The sequence below is a fragment of the Paraburkholderia pallida genome, assembly GCF_004524855.1.
Classification (GTDB): domain Bacteria; phylum Pseudomonadota; class Gammaproteobacteria; order Burkholderiales; family Burkholderiaceae; genus Paraburkholderia; species Paraburkholderia oxyphila.
The window spans coordinates 2,299,380-2,312,808 of sequence record NZ_CP038148.1 but is presented as its reverse complement, the minus strand read 5'-3'; the positions used below and the strand labels follow the sequence as shown (position 1 = coordinate 2,312,808).

Below are 13,429 nucleotides of genomic sequence, written 5' to 3'. Positions count from 1 at the left end.
GAGCGGTCCTGCGATGACGATGGAGTGACAGGTAAAGCTGACTGCGCGAAATCAACGAAAAAGCTGGCGGCCTGGCGGGTGCCTCTGAGGCCGCAATGCGCTTATCGAGGGCGGCATCGCCGGTAGACAAGGCAATTGGCCCGGCGGTGCAGGCCGGACACGCTCAGACACCGATCTCAGGCGAACATTTCACGATAGCCGAGAAACAGCTCCTCGAACACGAGGCGCGCATTCAGCGGATGGTTTTCCACGGCTCGCTGGCGCGTGACGGCCTTCAGATAGCGCGCCAGTGCCGGTGCGTCCAGATGCGCCGCGCAGCGCGCGAGGGCCGTTGCCGACTGCGGGTAGTAGCGCGGACGGCCCGCCGTGCGCTCTGCCAGCAGGTCGTAGACCCAGCGCTGCAGCCAGCCGAGCACGAGCGGCACCGGCAGTTTTTGCAGCGTCTCGCCACAGGCAAAGGCGTCGCACGCGGCGCCCGCTGCGAGTTGGCCCAGCGTCCAGTCGCGCAGCGCGCGGTTGTCGTCCTGCGAGAGCGCGAGGGCCGCGAGCGGCGCGCCGCCCGCTTCGGCGAGCAGGCCCGCCGGGTCGGCCACGCCCTGCGCCATCAGCCACGCCTGTGCCTCCTCGGGCGCGGGCGTGCTCATCGGCCATTGGCGGCAACGGCTGATGATGGTGGGCAAGAGCCGGTCGATGCGCGCCGAGACGAGCAGGAACACGACGCCTGAGGGCGGCTCTTCAAGCGTCTTCAGGAGCGCGTTCGCGGCAGCGACGTTGAGCGCCTCGGCCGGATACAGCACGACCACGCGCAGGCCGCCGCGATGCGAGCCCACGCCCGTGAAATCGAGTAGCGCGCGCACCTGCTCGATGCGGATCTCCTTGCTGGGCGCACGCGTCTTCTTGCCCTCGTCGCCGTCGCCCTTATCGGCTTTGGCGTCTTCCTTGTCGTCGCCGCCGGCGGGGCCGACGAGACCGGCCAGCGCCTCGGGCACCACCGCGCGGTAGTCGGGATGGTTGCCCTGTGCGAACCAGTTGCACGCTGGGCACGCACCGCACGGCTGGCCGTCGGCTTGCGGCGACTCGCACAGCAGCCCCTTCGCCAGATGTTGCGCGAACTGGAGCTTGCCGATGCCGGCCTGGCCGTGCAGCAGCAGCGCATGCGGCCAGTGGCTGCGCAATTGCTGAAGGCGCTCCCAGTCGCCGGTTTGCCACGGGTAGATCATGTTTTAAATCAATCTATTAAGCGATATTTCGGAGAATTGACGCGAATTCGATCGAGTGCCATAAGAACGGCAAATCACGCTTTTCGATCAAAGCGCCGCGATCACTTGTTCGAGCTTCCTGCGAATCGCGTCGATGCTTTGCGACGAATCCACGATCGCGAAGCGGTACGGCGCCTCTTCCGCGCGGCGCAGATACTCGGCGCGCGTGCGCGTGAAGAACGCGTCCGTCTCGCTCTCGAAGCGGTCCGGCTCGCGCGCAGCGCCACGGCGCTCGCTCGCGGTATCGGGCGCAATGTCGAACAGCACGGTCAGATCGGGCTGGAAGCCGCCCTGGACCCAGCGCTCGAGCGCTTCGAGCTTGTCGCGCGGCAGGCCGCGGCCACCGCCCTGGTAGGCGAAGGTGGCGTCGGTGAAACGGTCCGAGAGCACCCAGTCGCCGCGCGCGAGCGCCGGCTCGATCACGCGGGCCAGATGCTCGCGGCGGGCGGCGAACATCAGCAGCGCCTCGGTTTCGAGGTCCATCGGCTCGTGCAGCAGGATCTCGCGCAGCTTCTCGCCGAGCGGCGTGCCACCGGGCTCCCGCGTCATGACCACCGAACGGCCCGCGGCGGAAAGCTTCTGCTCGAGCTGCTCGCGAAACCACGCCAGATGCGTGGTCTTGCCCGCGCCATCGATGCCCTCGAACGTGATGAATCGGCCCCGCGCCATTTAATTACCCCGGATGTACTTGTCGACGGCCTTGTTGTGGTCGACGAGATTGTCAGAAAAAACGCTGCTGCCGTCACCGCGCGCCACGAAGTACAGCGCGGCGGTCGAGGCGGGATTGAGCGCCGCCTGCAGGGCGGCCGCGCCGGGCAGCGCGATGGGAGTCGGCGGCAGCCCGGGATGCAGGTAGGTATTGTAAATAGTGTTGGCCTGCAGATCGCTCTTGTGCAACCGCCCCGTGTAGCTCGCGCCGAGCCCGTAGATCACCGCGGGATCGGTCTGCAGCGGCATGCCCGCCTTGAGCCGGTTCGCGAACACGGCCGCCACGAGCGGACGGTCGCCGGCCTTGCCGGTCTCTTTCTCGACCAGCGAGGCGAGCGTGAGCGCCTCGTACGGCGACTTCAGCGGCAAGCCCTGTGCGCGCGCGGCCCATGCCTCGTTCAAACGCGTCTGCATCAGCTTGTAGGCGCGGCGATAGACGTCCAGATCGCTCGAGCCCTTGTCGAACAGGTAGGTGTCCGGGAAGAAGAGCCCTTCGCCGCTGCCTTGCGGCGCGGCCGGTGCGCCGATCGCCGCGAGCAGCTCGGCATCGCTCATACCGGCGGTGTCGTGGCGCAGTGCCGGATTCGCGTCGAGCTCGTCGCGCATGCGCTTGAAGGTCCAGCCTTCGATGATGGTCGCGACCGACTCGTTGACGTCGCCGAGCGCCATCTTCTGCAGCACCTCATAGGGCGTGATGCCGGCCTTGAACTCGTAGTTGCCGGACTTGAGCTGGCTCTGCAGGCCGAGCACGCGCGTCATCAGCACGAACAAATCGGTCTGCACGGGCACGCCGCCACGGCGCAACTGCGCGGTGACGCTGCGCACGGAGCTGTGCGGCTTGATCGTGACATCGAGTTGCGGAACGGCGAGCGCCACAGGCGAGCTCGCCCAGTGCCAGACACCGCCCACGGCGACGGCGCCAAGCACGACGAGGCCGGCGCCGGCAACAAGGCATTTCTTGAGGAGGGACATGCGTAACGTGACTCAGGCGGACCTCATATAATAACTGCTTGCCCTCGCCAAAGTCAGGATTGACTGTTCCCCGAATCCATGAACTCCCCGCTCGCATCAAGTACCCTGTCCTCCATCGCCGCGCCCGCCGCAGAAGACTTCGACGCCGTTCTCAAAGGCGGCGGCTATGCGATCCTGCCTCAGTTCGGCGTGATCGACGCCCATGGCGACGACGCAGCCACCTTTCTGCACAGCCAGCTCACGAACGACATCCAGCATCTGGACGTCACCGGCGCGCGCCTCGCAGGTTACTGCTCGCCCAAGGGGCGTCTGCTCGCCTCGTTCCTCACGTGGAAGACCGGCGACACGATCCGCATGCTCATTTCGAAGGACGTGCAGGCGGGCGTGCAAAAGCGCCTCTCGATGTTCGTGCTGCGCGCCAAGGCCAAGCTCACCGACGACAGCGACAAGCTGCTCGTGGTGGGCCTCGCGGGCGACGTGCGCGGCGCGCTCGCGCGCGTGTTCGACGCGCTGCCCGATGGCGTCCACGTGAAGGTGGACGATCCCGCCGGCACGCTGATCCGCATGCCCGATGCGCACGGCCGCCTGCGCTATCTGTGGGTCGGGCCGAAAGCCGCCGTGGAGGCGAAGCTCGCCTCGCTCGGCGACGCGCTCAAGCCCGTCTCGCCTGCCGTTTGGGACTGGCTCGACATCCGCGCGGGCGAGCCGCGCATCACTCAGCCCGTGAGCGAGCAATTCGTCCCGCAGATGGTCAACTACGACGTGCTCGGCGGCGTGAACTTCAAGAAGGGCTGCTACCCGGGCCAGGAAATCGTGGCGCGCAGCCAGTATCGCGGCACGATCAAGCGCCGCACCGCGCTCGCGAGCGTCGCGGCCGGGCTCGACGCCGCACGCCCGGGTGCCGAGCTGTTTCACTCCGACGACCCGGGCCAGCCCTGCGGCATGATCGTCAACGCCGCTACGGCGCCCGAAGGCGGTGTCGATCTGCTCGCGGAGATCAAGCTCGCGGCGCTCGAATCGGGCAGCGTGCATCTGGGTGCCGCCGACGGCCCCGCACTGCGCATCCTGCCGCTGCCGTACGCACTGCCCGCCGAGGTCTGACGCCTTGGCGCCGGGTTGCCGGGCGGCCCAGGCCGCGCCGCGCTTTGCGCGGACCGCTGCATCGTCCTTCGCGCGCCTTGCCGCGCCGAAGGCGTTGCGCGCTTCCCATGCCGCGTCTGCCATTGCTGACGGAGGCCGTGCGCCATGTGCCTGATCGTCTTCGACTGGCGGCCGCACGCCGCCGATGGCGCGCTCTTCACGCTCGCCGCGAACCGCGACGAATTCCTGCGCCGCACCGCCGAGCCCATGCAGTGGTGGAAAGACGCGCCCGGCGTGCTCGCGGGCCGCGACCTCGTGGGTGGCGGGACATGGCTTGGCATGACACGCGACGGCCTCTTCGCGGCCCTCACCAACTATCGTGCGCCGCATGAGATGCGCCCCGACGCGCCCACGCGCGGCACGCTGGTTTCGCGCTGGCTGACCGGTCCCGGCGGCGCCGAAAAACGGCCCGATACGCCGCTGGACTATCTCGAGGACGTCGCGCGCGACGGCGAGATGTATAACGGCTTCAACCTGGTCGTCGGCGACTGGAAGCGGCGCGAGCTCGCCTGGTATTGCAATCGCGGCGATCGCGTGCCTGCCCTGCTGCCCGAGGGCACGCACGGCATTTCCAATGCCGTGCTCGACACCCCATGGCCGAAGCTCGTGCGCAAGCGCGCGGGGCTCGCCCAGCTCACGTCGGACGGCCCGGACGTCCCGCTCGAGCAATTGATCTCGTTGATGCGCGACCCGGGCGTCGCGCCCGATAGCGAGTTGCCCGCGACCGGCATCCCGCTCGAGCGTGAGCGCGCGCTTTCGGCGGCGTTCATCGAGACGCCCGAATACGGCACGCGTGGCACCACGGCGCTGCGCGTGCGCGTGAATGGCGATCGGTTGAACGTGGAAGCGCGCGAGCGCAGCGACGACGACGGCTCGCACCGCATCGCGCGGCCGGGCGCATTCGAGCGCCATGAGTGCTTCACGGTCGGCGCCGCGCCTGGAACCTGCGCGCGCTAATCACCGACCCTCATCGAGGGCCGAGCGCGAACCACCTGTCTCATCAATCCCCCGTGCCGAACGCCGCGCGCAACGCCTGCGCGGCTTGCGCCTGTGCGCGCCGCGCATCCTCCACGAAGCCACCTAGCTTGAAGAACTCGTGGATCATGCCGTCGAATCGCACGAGCGTGACAGCGTTGCCCGCCTCGCGCAGCTTCTGCGCATAGGCTTCGCCCTCGTCGACGAGCGGATCGAATTCCGCGACCGCGATCCACGCCGGCGCCACGCCGTGAAAATCGGGCGCGCCGCGCGTGCCGTCGAGCGGCGCGAAGCGCCAGTCGTCGCGATCGGACACATCGCGCACATAGTGATTGAAGAACCATTGCACGGTGGGCGCCGTGAGCAGATACCCCTGCGCGAGACGCTTGTGCGACTCCGTTTGCTGATGCCCGCCCGTGCCCGGATAGATCAGCAGCTGCAACACGGGCGGTATGCCCGCGTCGCGCGCGAGCACCGCGCACACCGTCGCGAGCGTGCCGCCCGCGCTGTCTCCGCCTACTGCGAGCCGGGTCTCGTCGATCGCATATTCGGCCGCGTGCGCGTGCAGCCACGCATAGGCGTCGAACGCGTCGTTCGCGGCAGTCGGGAACTTGTGCTCGGGCGCGAGTCGGTAGTCGACCGAGAGCACCGCGCAGCGCGCGTCGCGCGCAAACATGCGGCACAAGGCGTCGTGCGTGTCGACGCTGCCCACGGTGAAGCCACCGCCATGGAAATAGACGAGCGCAGGCAGCGGTTCGGACCATTGCGGCTCGACCGGCAGGTAGAGCCGCGCGCGAACGGACGCGCCGTCGCGCGTGGGCACTTGCAGGTCTTCGACCGAGTGCATCGGCGCGGCCGCGATCTCCAGCACCGACGCGCTCTTTTCATACGACGCGCGCGCTTCCTGCGGCGTCAGTTCGTGGTAAGGCGTGCGGCCCGCGCGGGCCACCATGTCGAGTACGAGAGCGATCTTCGCGTTGAGCGGCATGAGTCTTTCGAATGAGGCCTCGCTCGAACGCCGGGTAGCGCACGCCGGATAGCATGCGCTGGCGTGCTATCAAGCCGGCGCCTTCTTCACTTCGGGCTTGAGCGAGAGCGGATCGGTGGGATTGCGCAGCGTCTCGATGTCTTCGTGACGCAGCTTTACCGATGCGAGTATGCCCGGATGCGTGAGGATGTAGAAGCGTCCATCGCGCACGGCGTCGAAAGTGGTCTTCGCGACGTCGTCGGCCGTGAGACGCCCCGAGCGCACCGCGCGCTGCAACTGCAGATCGGCGGCCTGCTGCGAGCGCGTGGGCGGCGCCTCGTTGCGCAAGTCGTCGGGGCGGCTGCGCTCGGCGTTGGCGATGCCCGTCGGCACGAACGCCGGGCACAGGAGCGAGCAGCTGACCTGCTCGCTGACGTTCTTGAGGTCGTGATAAAGCGTCTCGGTGAGCGCCACCACCGCGTGCTTCGAAGCGTTGTAGACGGCCATCGCGGGCGGCGCGAGCAGGCCCGCCACCGAGGCCGTGTTGACGATATGCGCGCGCTCGCCCTGCTTGAGCATGATCGGCGTGAAGCTGCGCACGCCGTTCGCGACACCCATCACGTTCACGCCGAAGACCCAGTCCCAGTCCTTCGCGCTGCTTTCCCACACGAAGCCGCCGCTGCCCACTCCGGCGTTGTTAAAGAGCAGATGAACCTTGCCGTACGCGTCGAGCGCGGCCTGCGCGAGCGCGTCCACCTGCGCCGGGTCGCGCACGTCGGTGCGCATGCCGATCGCCTGCGCGCCTTGCTCGCGCATCGCCTTGACGGTTTCCTCGAGCAAGGCGGCATCGACATCGGCGAGCACGAGCTTCATGCCGAGCGATGCGGCCTGCTGGGCGAACGCACGGCCGAAGCCGCTCGCCGCGCCGGTAATGACGGCCACGCGGCCTTCGAACTCAAACGGATCCGACATCGCGCTCCCTTATCTATTCGTTAGTACTGCACAGGCAATAAAAAACTGGCAAAGGCCGGCGCTCAGGGCCGGCCCGTTGCCTTCGTCAGATGAGCTTGACGAGCTGCTTGCCGAAGTTCTGCCCCTTGAGCATGCCGAGGAACGCGGTAGGCGCGTTTTCGAGGCCTTCCGCAACGCTCTCGCGATACGCCAACTGCTTCTTCGCCACGAGTCCGCCAAGCTCGGACAGCGCCTGCGGCCACACGTCGATATGCTCGCTCACGATAAAGCCCTGTACGAGCAGGCGCTGCGTGAGCAGCAGTTGCGGGTGCTTGAGCGGAATCGGCTCGCCGTCGTAACCCGCGATCATGCCGCACAGCGCAATCCGGCCGAAGGCGTTCATGCGCGCGAGCGTGGCGTTCAGGATGTCACCGCCCACATTCTCGAAGTAGCCGTCCACGCCATCTGGCGTTGCGGCCTTGAGGTCCTGATAGAGGTTACCCGCCTTGTAGTCGACGCAGGCGTCGAAGCCCAGCTCCTCCACGACGTAGCGGCATTTGTCGGCGCCACCCGCGATGCCCACGGCACGGCAGCCCGCACTTTTCGCCAGCTGGCCCACGACGCTGCCCACGGCGCCACTCGCCGCGCTCACCACGACGGTCTCGCCGGCCTTCGGCGCGATGATTCGGTTCAGGCCGTACCAGGCCGTGACGCCCGGCATGCCCACCGGCCCGAGATACGCGGCAAGCGGCACGTGCGTGGTATCGACGACATGCAGGTCGCTGCCGTCCGAAGTGGCGTACTCCTGCCAGCCGCCCATGCCCACGACCTTGTCGCCGGCCTTGAATTTCGGGTTGAGCGACTCGACCACCTCGCCCGACGTGCCGCCGATCATCACGGTATCGAGCGGCTGCGGCGCCGCATACGACTTGCTGTCGTTCATGCGTCCGCGCATGTACGGATCGAGCGAAAGCCAGTGATTGCGCACGCGCACCTGGCCCTGTGCGAGCGGCGCGAGCGGCGTTTGAACGAGACGGAAGTTATCGACGCTGGCAGCGCCTTCGGGGCGCGAGGCGAGCAGGATCTGACGATTGGTCTGGACCATCTTGGTCTGGGTCATGGCGTTCGATGTGGCGTCGTGATGCGCGGTTCGCACCGCGCGGGAATGAAACGGAATCGCAAGCCGCATGCGAAAGCAAAACACGCATGTGGCCTGCGTGCGTCGGGCACGGCGCTCAGCCGTCGCTCGGGCCCGGTTTTGCGTTGGGGTCGCTGCGCAGACGCTGGCGCGTCACGTCGCGGCCCACCGCGAGGCGGCGCATGTATTTGAAGGTGCCGAGCGCCTTCGCCACGAAATGCCCCTCGCTGTCGCGGATCTCGCCTTCGCAATAGGCCATCGTGGTCGAGCGGTGCAGCACGCGGCCGTAGGCACGCAGCTCGCCACGGCCGGGCTGCATGAAGTTCACTTTCATTTCGACGGTGACGACGCCCACGCCATCAGCGGCGACGCTGCGCGCGGCCATCGCGAGCGCGATGTCGGCGAGCGTCATGGTCACGCCGCCGTGCGCGACGTCCCACGTATTCATGTGGCGCTCGGCGAGCGGCAGGAGCACTTCGCTCGCGCCGTCGCGCGCGCTCACGAGCTGCGCGCCCAGATGATCGACGAACGGGCTTTCGATCGTCGGCTGCTGGCTGGACGCGCCGTCTTGCGTTGTATCTGCGGTACCGGTCATGGTTAAGCTCGAATCCCTCAGACCACGTAGTCGACGCACTGGCGCACCTCGACCACGCGCTTGGCGAAGTCCTTCACGATCTGGTGATCGGGGTGATCCTGATACGCGTCGAGCGCGGCTTTGTCGGCGAAATCGGAGACCAGCACGATATCGAACGTCGATGCGAGGCCCGGCTCGGCGAGACCGGCTTCGAGATGCAAGGTGCCCGGCACGAGATCGCGGCAGCCTTCGAGCAACGTCTTGAACTTCGCGACGTTCTCGGCGCGCGTCGCGCCCTCGGCCGATTCCTTGAATTTCCACATCACGATATGACGAATCACGGGGTCACCTTTTCAGTCTGTCTTGAACGGAGGCCGCGCCGCATGGGCGCGATTGTGCCGTCATGATACCTGCCTCGTCATTTGCGCGAGGGGCGCGCCCTCAGCCGTGCGAGGCCTGGCGGAAGGCTCGTGAGTGGGATGCGTGCGATGTGCGAAGCACATGCGGCACGCGAGGCAATCTGAGCGGCCGGTGCGGCGTGCAGCGCTCGCCGCACCGGCCCTGCAGCGATCAAACGATTTCGAACAGCCCCGCCGCGCCCTGTCCGCCGCCGATGCACATCGTCACCACGACGAACTTCGCGCCGCGGCGCTTGCCCTCGATGAGCGCGTGGCCCGTGAGGCGCGCGCCCGAGACGCCATACGGATGGCCAACCGCGATCGCGCCGCCGTTCACGTTGAGGCGGTCGGCGGGAATGCCGAGCTTGTCGCGGCAGTAGAGCACCTGCACAGCGAACGCTTCGTTCAGTTCCCACAGGCCGATGTCCTCGACCTTGAGGCCGGCCTGCTTGAGCAGCTTGGGCACCGCGAACACGGGACCGATGCCCATCTCGTCCGGCTCGCAACCGGCCACCGCGAAGCCGCGGAAGATGCCGAGCGGCTGCAGCCCTTCGCGCTCCGCGACCTTCGCGTTCATCACCACGCAGGCGCTCGCGCCGTCCGAGAACTGGCTCGCGTTGCCGGCCGTGATCACGCCGCCCGGCAGCGCCGTGCGGATCTTCGAGACACCTTCGAGCGTCGTGTCGGCGCGAATGCCTTCGTCGGCGGCGATCGTCACTTCCTTCGTGATGAGCTGGCCCGAGGCCTTGTCGGCGACACCGGCGAGCACCGTCATCGGCACGATTTCGTCGTTGAAGAGGCCCGCGGCCTGCGCCGCAGCCGCGCGCAGTTGCGACTGCACGCCGTACTCGTCCTGGCGGTCCTTCGAGATCTCGTAGCGCTTGGCGACGTTCTCGGCCGTTTGCAGCATGCTCCAGTAGATCTCGGGCTTGTGCTGGTTGAGCCAGCCTTCGAAGGCCATGTGGCGGTTCATCTCGTTCTGCACGCACGAGATGGACTCCACGCCACCGGCCACGAACACGTCACCCTCGCCCGCAATCACGCGCTGCGCGGCGAGCGCAATCGTCTGGAGTCCGGAAGAACAGAAACGGTTCACGGTCATGCCCGGCACCGAGACGGGCAGGCCCGCGCGCAGCGCGATCTGGCGCGCGATATTGCCGCCCGTGGCGCCTTCGGGGTTCGCGCAGCCCATGATCACGTCTTCGACGCGTGCGGGGTCGATCTTCGCGCGCTCGACGGCGGCCTTCGTGACGTGGCCGCCAAGCGTGGCGCCGTGGGTCATGTTGAACGAGCCTTTCCACGATTTGGCGAGGCCCGTGCGGGCGGTCGAAACGATTACGGCATCAGTCATGTATGTCTCCAGTCGATCGCGTCAAGCATTCAGATGCCGATGCGATCCCATGCGAACGTGTTGATCCTGCAAATTGGATGGGCTTCGGACGTCCATCAGACGGCGCAGCTCAGCACCTCGGCCGTTTGCGCGCGCTTCACGCCGGCTACGCTCAACTGCTGCCACGCCGTGGCGAGCGAGCCGTTCAGGTCGATGGCGCGCGAGGCGTCTTCGATCATCACGGTCTCGAAGCCGGCGGCGCGCGCATCGAGCGCGGACCACGCGACGCAATAGTCGGTCGCGAGTCCGCAGCAATAGACGCGCTTCACACCGAGATCGCGCAGATAGCCCGCGAGTCCGGTGGGCGTCGTGCGGTCGGCCTCGAGAAACGCCGAATAGCTGTCGACGTTTGCGTGATGCCCCTTGCGGATGACCGCGCGCGCATGCGGCACGGCGAGATCGCGATGCAGCGCGGCGCCTTCGGTGCCCTGCACGCAATGCGTCGGCCACAGCACTTGCTCGCCGTAGGGCAGCGCGATCGTCTCGAACGGCTGGCGCCCCGCGTGATTGCCCGCAAACGACACGTGCTCCGCCGGGTGCCAGTCCTGCGTGAGCACCACGTTCCGGAATGCCTGCGCGAGCCGGTTCGCGACCGGCACGACTTCGTCGCCGTGCGCGACGGCAAGCGCCCCGCCCGGCATGAAGTCGTATTGCAGATCGATCAGCAGGAGCACGTCTTCAGCGCTTCTCATGATGTTTGTCCGTCACCCAATGGCTTAGTTGAACGACCCGCCCTTCTCGGCCAGTTCGGCAAGCGACGAGGCGATCTGCCATGCGTCGCCGTTCGGCTGCTGCGCATAGCGGCGGATCGCGCGCGCCACGTTGTAGAGGCCAACGGTGTCCGCATAGAGCATCGGGCCGCCGCGCCACAGCGGGAACCCATAGCCCGTGAGATAGACCATGTCGACGTCCGACGCCTTCGAAGCAATGCCCTCTTCGAGGATCTTCGCGGCTTCGTTCACGAGTGCATACACGAGGCGCTCGACGATTTCCTCGTCGCCGATCTTGCGGCGCCCGGCGCCCACTTCCTTCGAGTACGCGACGATCATGTCGTCCACGAGCTTCGAGGGCAGCGCGTTGCGCTCGCCCGCCTTGTAGTCGTACCAGCCCGCGCCCGTCTTCTGGCCAAAGCGGCCCAGCTCGCACAGGCGGTCGGCGACCTTCGAATATTTGAGGTCCGGCTTTTCCTCGTAGCGGCGCTTGCGGATCGCCCAGCCGATGTCGTTGCCCGCGAGGTCGCTCATGCGGAACGGGCCCATCGCGAAGCCGAACTTCTCGATCGCGCGGTCCACTTGCGCCGGCAGCGCGCCTTCTTCGAGCATGTAGAGCGCCTGGCGCACGTACTGCTCGATCATGCGGTTGCCGATGAAGCCGTCGCACACGCCCGAGACCACGGCCGTCTTGCGGATCTTCTTCGCGACCTGCATGACCGTGGCGAGCACGTCCTTGGCCGTGTCCTTGCCGCGCACGACTTCGAGCAGCTTCATCACGTTGGCAGGACTAAAGAAGTGCAGACCCACCACATCTTGCGGACGCTTCGTGAACGCGGCGATCTTGTCCACGTCGAGCGTCGAGGTGTTCGACGCGAGAATCGCGCCGGCCTTCGCAACTTCGTCGAGGCGCTTGAACACCTGCTCCTTCACGCCGAGCTCTTCGAACACGGCCTCGATGATGAGGTCGGCTTCCTTGAGGTCGTCATAGGACAGCGTCGGGCGGATCAGCGCCATGCGCGCTTCGAGCTTTTCGGCCGTGAGCTTGCCCTTCTTGACTTGGGCTTCGTAGTTCTTGCGGATCGTCGCGATGCCGCGGTCGAGCGCTTCCTGCTTCGTTTCGAGCAAGGTGACCGGCAGGCCCGCGTTGAGGAAATTCATGGTGATGCCGCCGCCCATCGTGCCCGCGCCAATCACGGCCACCTTCTGGATCTCGCGCGTGGGCGTGCTCGACGGCACGTCGGGAATCTTGCTCGCGGCGCGCTCGCCGAAGAACGCGTGGCGCAGCGCGCGGCTTTCCGGCGTCTGCACGAGTTCGAGGAAGCATTCGCGCTCGAACACGAGGCCTTTATCGAAGCCCTGCTTCACGCCCGCGGCGATGGCGTCCACGCACTTCACCGGCGCCGGATAGTTCTTCGACATCGCCGCAACCGTGTTGCGCGAGAACTGCAGGAAGCCTTCGGCATTCGGATGCTCGATCTTGCGGTTGCGCACGAGCGGATGCGGCCCTTGCTTGTCGGCGGCCTTGCGCGCGAAGGCGACAGCCTCGTCGAGCAGATCGCCTTGCGCCATCGCGTCGAACAGGCCCGCATTCGCGAGCTTTTCGGAAGGCACCGGTGCGCCACTCACGATCATGTTGAGCGCGGCCTCGAGACCGATGGCGCGCGGCAGGCGCTGCGTGCCGCCCGCGCCAGGCAGAATCCCGAGCTTCACTTCGGGCAGCGCGATCTGCGCGCCCGGTGCGGCAATGCGGTAGTGCGCGCCGAGCGCGAGCTCGAGGCCGCCGCCCATCGCCACGCTATGGATCGCGGCCACGACGGGCTTCGCGCTCTTCTCGACTTCCTTGATGACGGTGTGGAGCGTGGGCTCCTGGGTCGCCTTGGGCGTATTGAATTCGGTGATGTCGGCGCCGCCCGAGAAGGCCTTGCCGGCGCCCGTGATCACGATCGCCGAGACGGCCGGATCGCTGTTGGCACGCGCCAGACCCTCGACGATGCCGGTGCGGGTCGAATGCCCGAGCCCGTTGACGGGCGGATTGTTGAGCGTGATGACGGCGACGCCGTCGCGAGTCGTGTAATCCACTGCCATTTGCCTGCCTCCGTACTTGCGGGCCGCGATGTGCATCACGTGGATCAGGCACACGCTCCGGCCGCTTCATTGTCCGGCATTCCCGGTCTACACGCAGAATACCGAAAAAAGAACGTTCGTTCAATTTTTTGCTGCGCACAAGACGCCAGGGTTTGTACT

At 66.9% G+C, this 13,429-nt stretch carries 13 protein-coding genes; 2 read left to right on the top strand and 11 right to left on the bottom strand.

Annotation, left to right across the window (positions count from 1 at the left end; all coding sequences use genetic code 11):
* Positions 1 to 176 precede the first annotated feature (176 nt).
* From E1956_RS10485 to mltG, 3 genes are all read right to left on the bottom strand, one after another.
* Positions 177 to 1,220, bottom strand: a complete 1,044-nt coding sequence (locus tag E1956_RS10485; RefSeq protein ID WP_134748631.1) for a DNA polymerase III subunit delta' — start codon at positions 1,218 to 1,220, stop codon at positions 177 to 179.
* Positions 1,221 to 1,307: 87 nt separating this feature from the next.
* Positions 1,308 to 1,928 carry a dTMP kinase gene (gene tmk, locus E1956_RS10480; RefSeq protein WP_134748629.1) on the bottom strand — a complete coding sequence of 207 codons (621 nt, stop codon included), beginning with the start codon at positions 1,926 to 1,928 and terminating at the stop codon, positions 1,308 to 1,310.
* Positions 1,929 to 2,939 carry an endolytic transglycosylase MltG gene (mltG, locus tag E1956_RS10475; protein ID WP_134748627.1) on the bottom strand — a complete coding sequence of 337 codons (1,011 nt, stop codon included), beginning with the start codon at positions 2,937 to 2,939 and terminating at the stop codon, positions 1,929 to 1,931.
* A 78-nt stretch (positions 2,940 to 3,017) separates the two neighbouring features.
* Here mltG and ygfZ point away from each other — a divergent pair, with 78 nt between their 5' ends.
* Positions 3,018 to 4,040: a CAF17-like 4Fe-4S cluster assembly/insertion protein YgfZ gene (ygfZ, locus tag E1956_RS10470; RefSeq protein WP_134748624.1), complete on the top strand. Its 1,023-nt coding sequence runs from the start codon at positions 3,018 to 3,020 to the stop codon at positions 4,038 to 4,040.
* Positions 4,041 to 4,184: 144 nt separating this feature from the next.
* Positions 4,185 to 5,036, top strand: a complete 852-nt coding sequence (locus tag E1956_RS10465) for an NRDE family protein (RefSeq protein WP_134748622.1) — start codon at positions 4,185 to 4,187, stop codon at positions 5,034 to 5,036.
* Positions 5,037 to 5,079: 43 nt separating this feature from the next.
* Here E1956_RS10465 and E1956_RS10460 read toward each other — a convergent pair whose 3' ends face one another.
* The 8 genes from E1956_RS10460 to E1956_RS10425 form a co-directional block, all read right to left on the bottom strand.
* Entirely contained in the window at positions 5,080 to 6,042 is a 963-nt protein-coding gene (locus tag E1956_RS10460; protein ID WP_134748620.1) for an alpha/beta hydrolase, read from the bottom strand.
* Positions 6,043 to 6,111: 69 nt separating this feature from the next.
* Entirely contained in the window at positions 6,112 to 6,993 is an 882-nt protein-coding gene (locus E1956_RS10455) for an SDR family oxidoreductase (RefSeq protein ID WP_134748618.1), read from the bottom strand.
* Between the two features lie 85 nt (positions 6,994 to 7,078).
* Positions 7,079 to 8,077, bottom strand: coding sequence for an NADP-dependent oxidoreductase (locus E1956_RS10450; protein ID WP_134750507.1), 999 nt, complete (start codon positions 8,075 to 8,077; stop codon positions 7,079 to 7,081).
* A gap of 130 nt (positions 8,078 to 8,207) precedes the next feature.
* On the bottom strand, positions 8,208 to 8,705 hold the full coding sequence (locus E1956_RS10445; RefSeq protein ID WP_043283672.1) for a PaaI family thioesterase: 498 nt from the start codon (positions 8,703 to 8,705) through the stop codon (positions 8,208 to 8,210).
* 17 nt (positions 8,706 to 8,722) lie between these two features.
* Positions 8,723 to 9,025 carry a Dabb family protein gene (locus E1956_RS10440; RefSeq protein WP_134748617.1) on the bottom strand — a complete coding sequence of 101 codons (303 nt, stop codon included), beginning with the start codon at positions 9,023 to 9,025 and terminating at the stop codon, positions 8,723 to 8,725.
* A 229-nt stretch (positions 9,026 to 9,254) separates the two neighbouring features.
* The gene (locus tag E1956_RS10435) at positions 9,255 to 10,433 is read right to left on the bottom strand and encodes an acetyl-CoA C-acyltransferase (RefSeq protein ID WP_134748615.1); all 1,179 of its coding nucleotides are present in this window, start codon (positions 10,431 to 10,433) and stop codon (positions 9,255 to 9,257) included.
* Between the two features lie 95 nt (positions 10,434 to 10,528).
* The gene (gene pncA / locus E1956_RS10430) at positions 10,529 to 11,164 is read right to left on the bottom strand and encodes a bifunctional nicotinamidase/pyrazinamidase (protein ID WP_134748613.1); all 636 of its coding nucleotides are present in this window, start codon (positions 11,162 to 11,164) and stop codon (positions 10,529 to 10,531) included.
* 24 nt (positions 11,165 to 11,188) lie between these two features.
* A complete protein-coding gene (locus E1956_RS10425; RefSeq protein ID WP_134748611.1) occupies positions 11,189 to 13,270 on the bottom strand; it encodes a 3-hydroxyacyl-CoA dehydrogenase NAD-binding domain-containing protein in 2,082 nt (693 codons plus the stop codon).
* Positions 13,271 to 13,429: the final 159 nt, after the last annotated feature.

Bases quoted from the DNA above. Each gene is read 5' to 3' on its own strand.
- E1956_RS10485 (WP_134748631.1), bottom strand. From the start codon at position 1,220: ATGATCTACCCGTGGCAAACCGGCGACTGGGAGCGCCTTCAGCAATTG.
- tmk (WP_134748629.1), bottom strand. From the start codon at position 1,928: ATGGCGCGGGGCCGATTCATCACGTTCGAGGGCATCGATGGCGCGGGC.
- mltG (WP_134748627.1), bottom strand. From the start codon at position 2,939: ATGTCCCTCCTCAAGAAATGCCTTGTTGCCGGCGCCGGCCTCGTCGTG.
- ygfZ (WP_134748624.1), top strand. From the start codon at position 3,018: ATGAACTCCCCGCTCGCATCAAGTACCCTGTCCTCCATCGCCGCGCCC.
- E1956_RS10465 (WP_134748622.1), top strand. From the start codon at position 4,185: ATGTGCCTGATCGTCTTCGACTGGCGGCCGCACGCCGCCGATGGCGCG.
- E1956_RS10460 (WP_134748620.1), bottom strand. From the start codon at position 6,042: ATGCCGCTCAACGCGAAGATCGCTCTCGTACTCGACATGGTGGCCCGC.
- E1956_RS10455 (WP_134748618.1), bottom strand. From the start codon at position 6,993: ATGTCGGATCCGTTTGAGTTCGAAGGCCGCGTGGCCGTCATTACCGGC.
- E1956_RS10450 (WP_134750507.1), bottom strand. From the start codon at position 8,077: ATGGTCCAGACCAATCGTCAGATCCTGCTCGCCTCGCGCCCCGAAGGC.
- E1956_RS10445 (WP_043283672.1), bottom strand. From the start codon at position 8,705: ATGACCGGTACCGCAGATACAACGCAAGACGGCGCGTCCAGCCAGCAG.
- E1956_RS10435 (WP_134748615.1), bottom strand. From the start codon at position 10,433: ATGACTGATGCCGTAATCGTTTCGACCGCCCGCACGGGCCTCGCCAAA.
- pncA (WP_134748613.1), bottom strand. From the start codon at position 11,164: ATGAGAAGCGCTGAAGACGTGCTCCTGCTGATCGATCTGCAATACGAC.
- E1956_RS10425 (WP_134748611.1), bottom strand. From the start codon at position 13,270: ATGGCAGTGGATTACACGACTCGCGACGGCGTCGCCGTCATCACGCTC.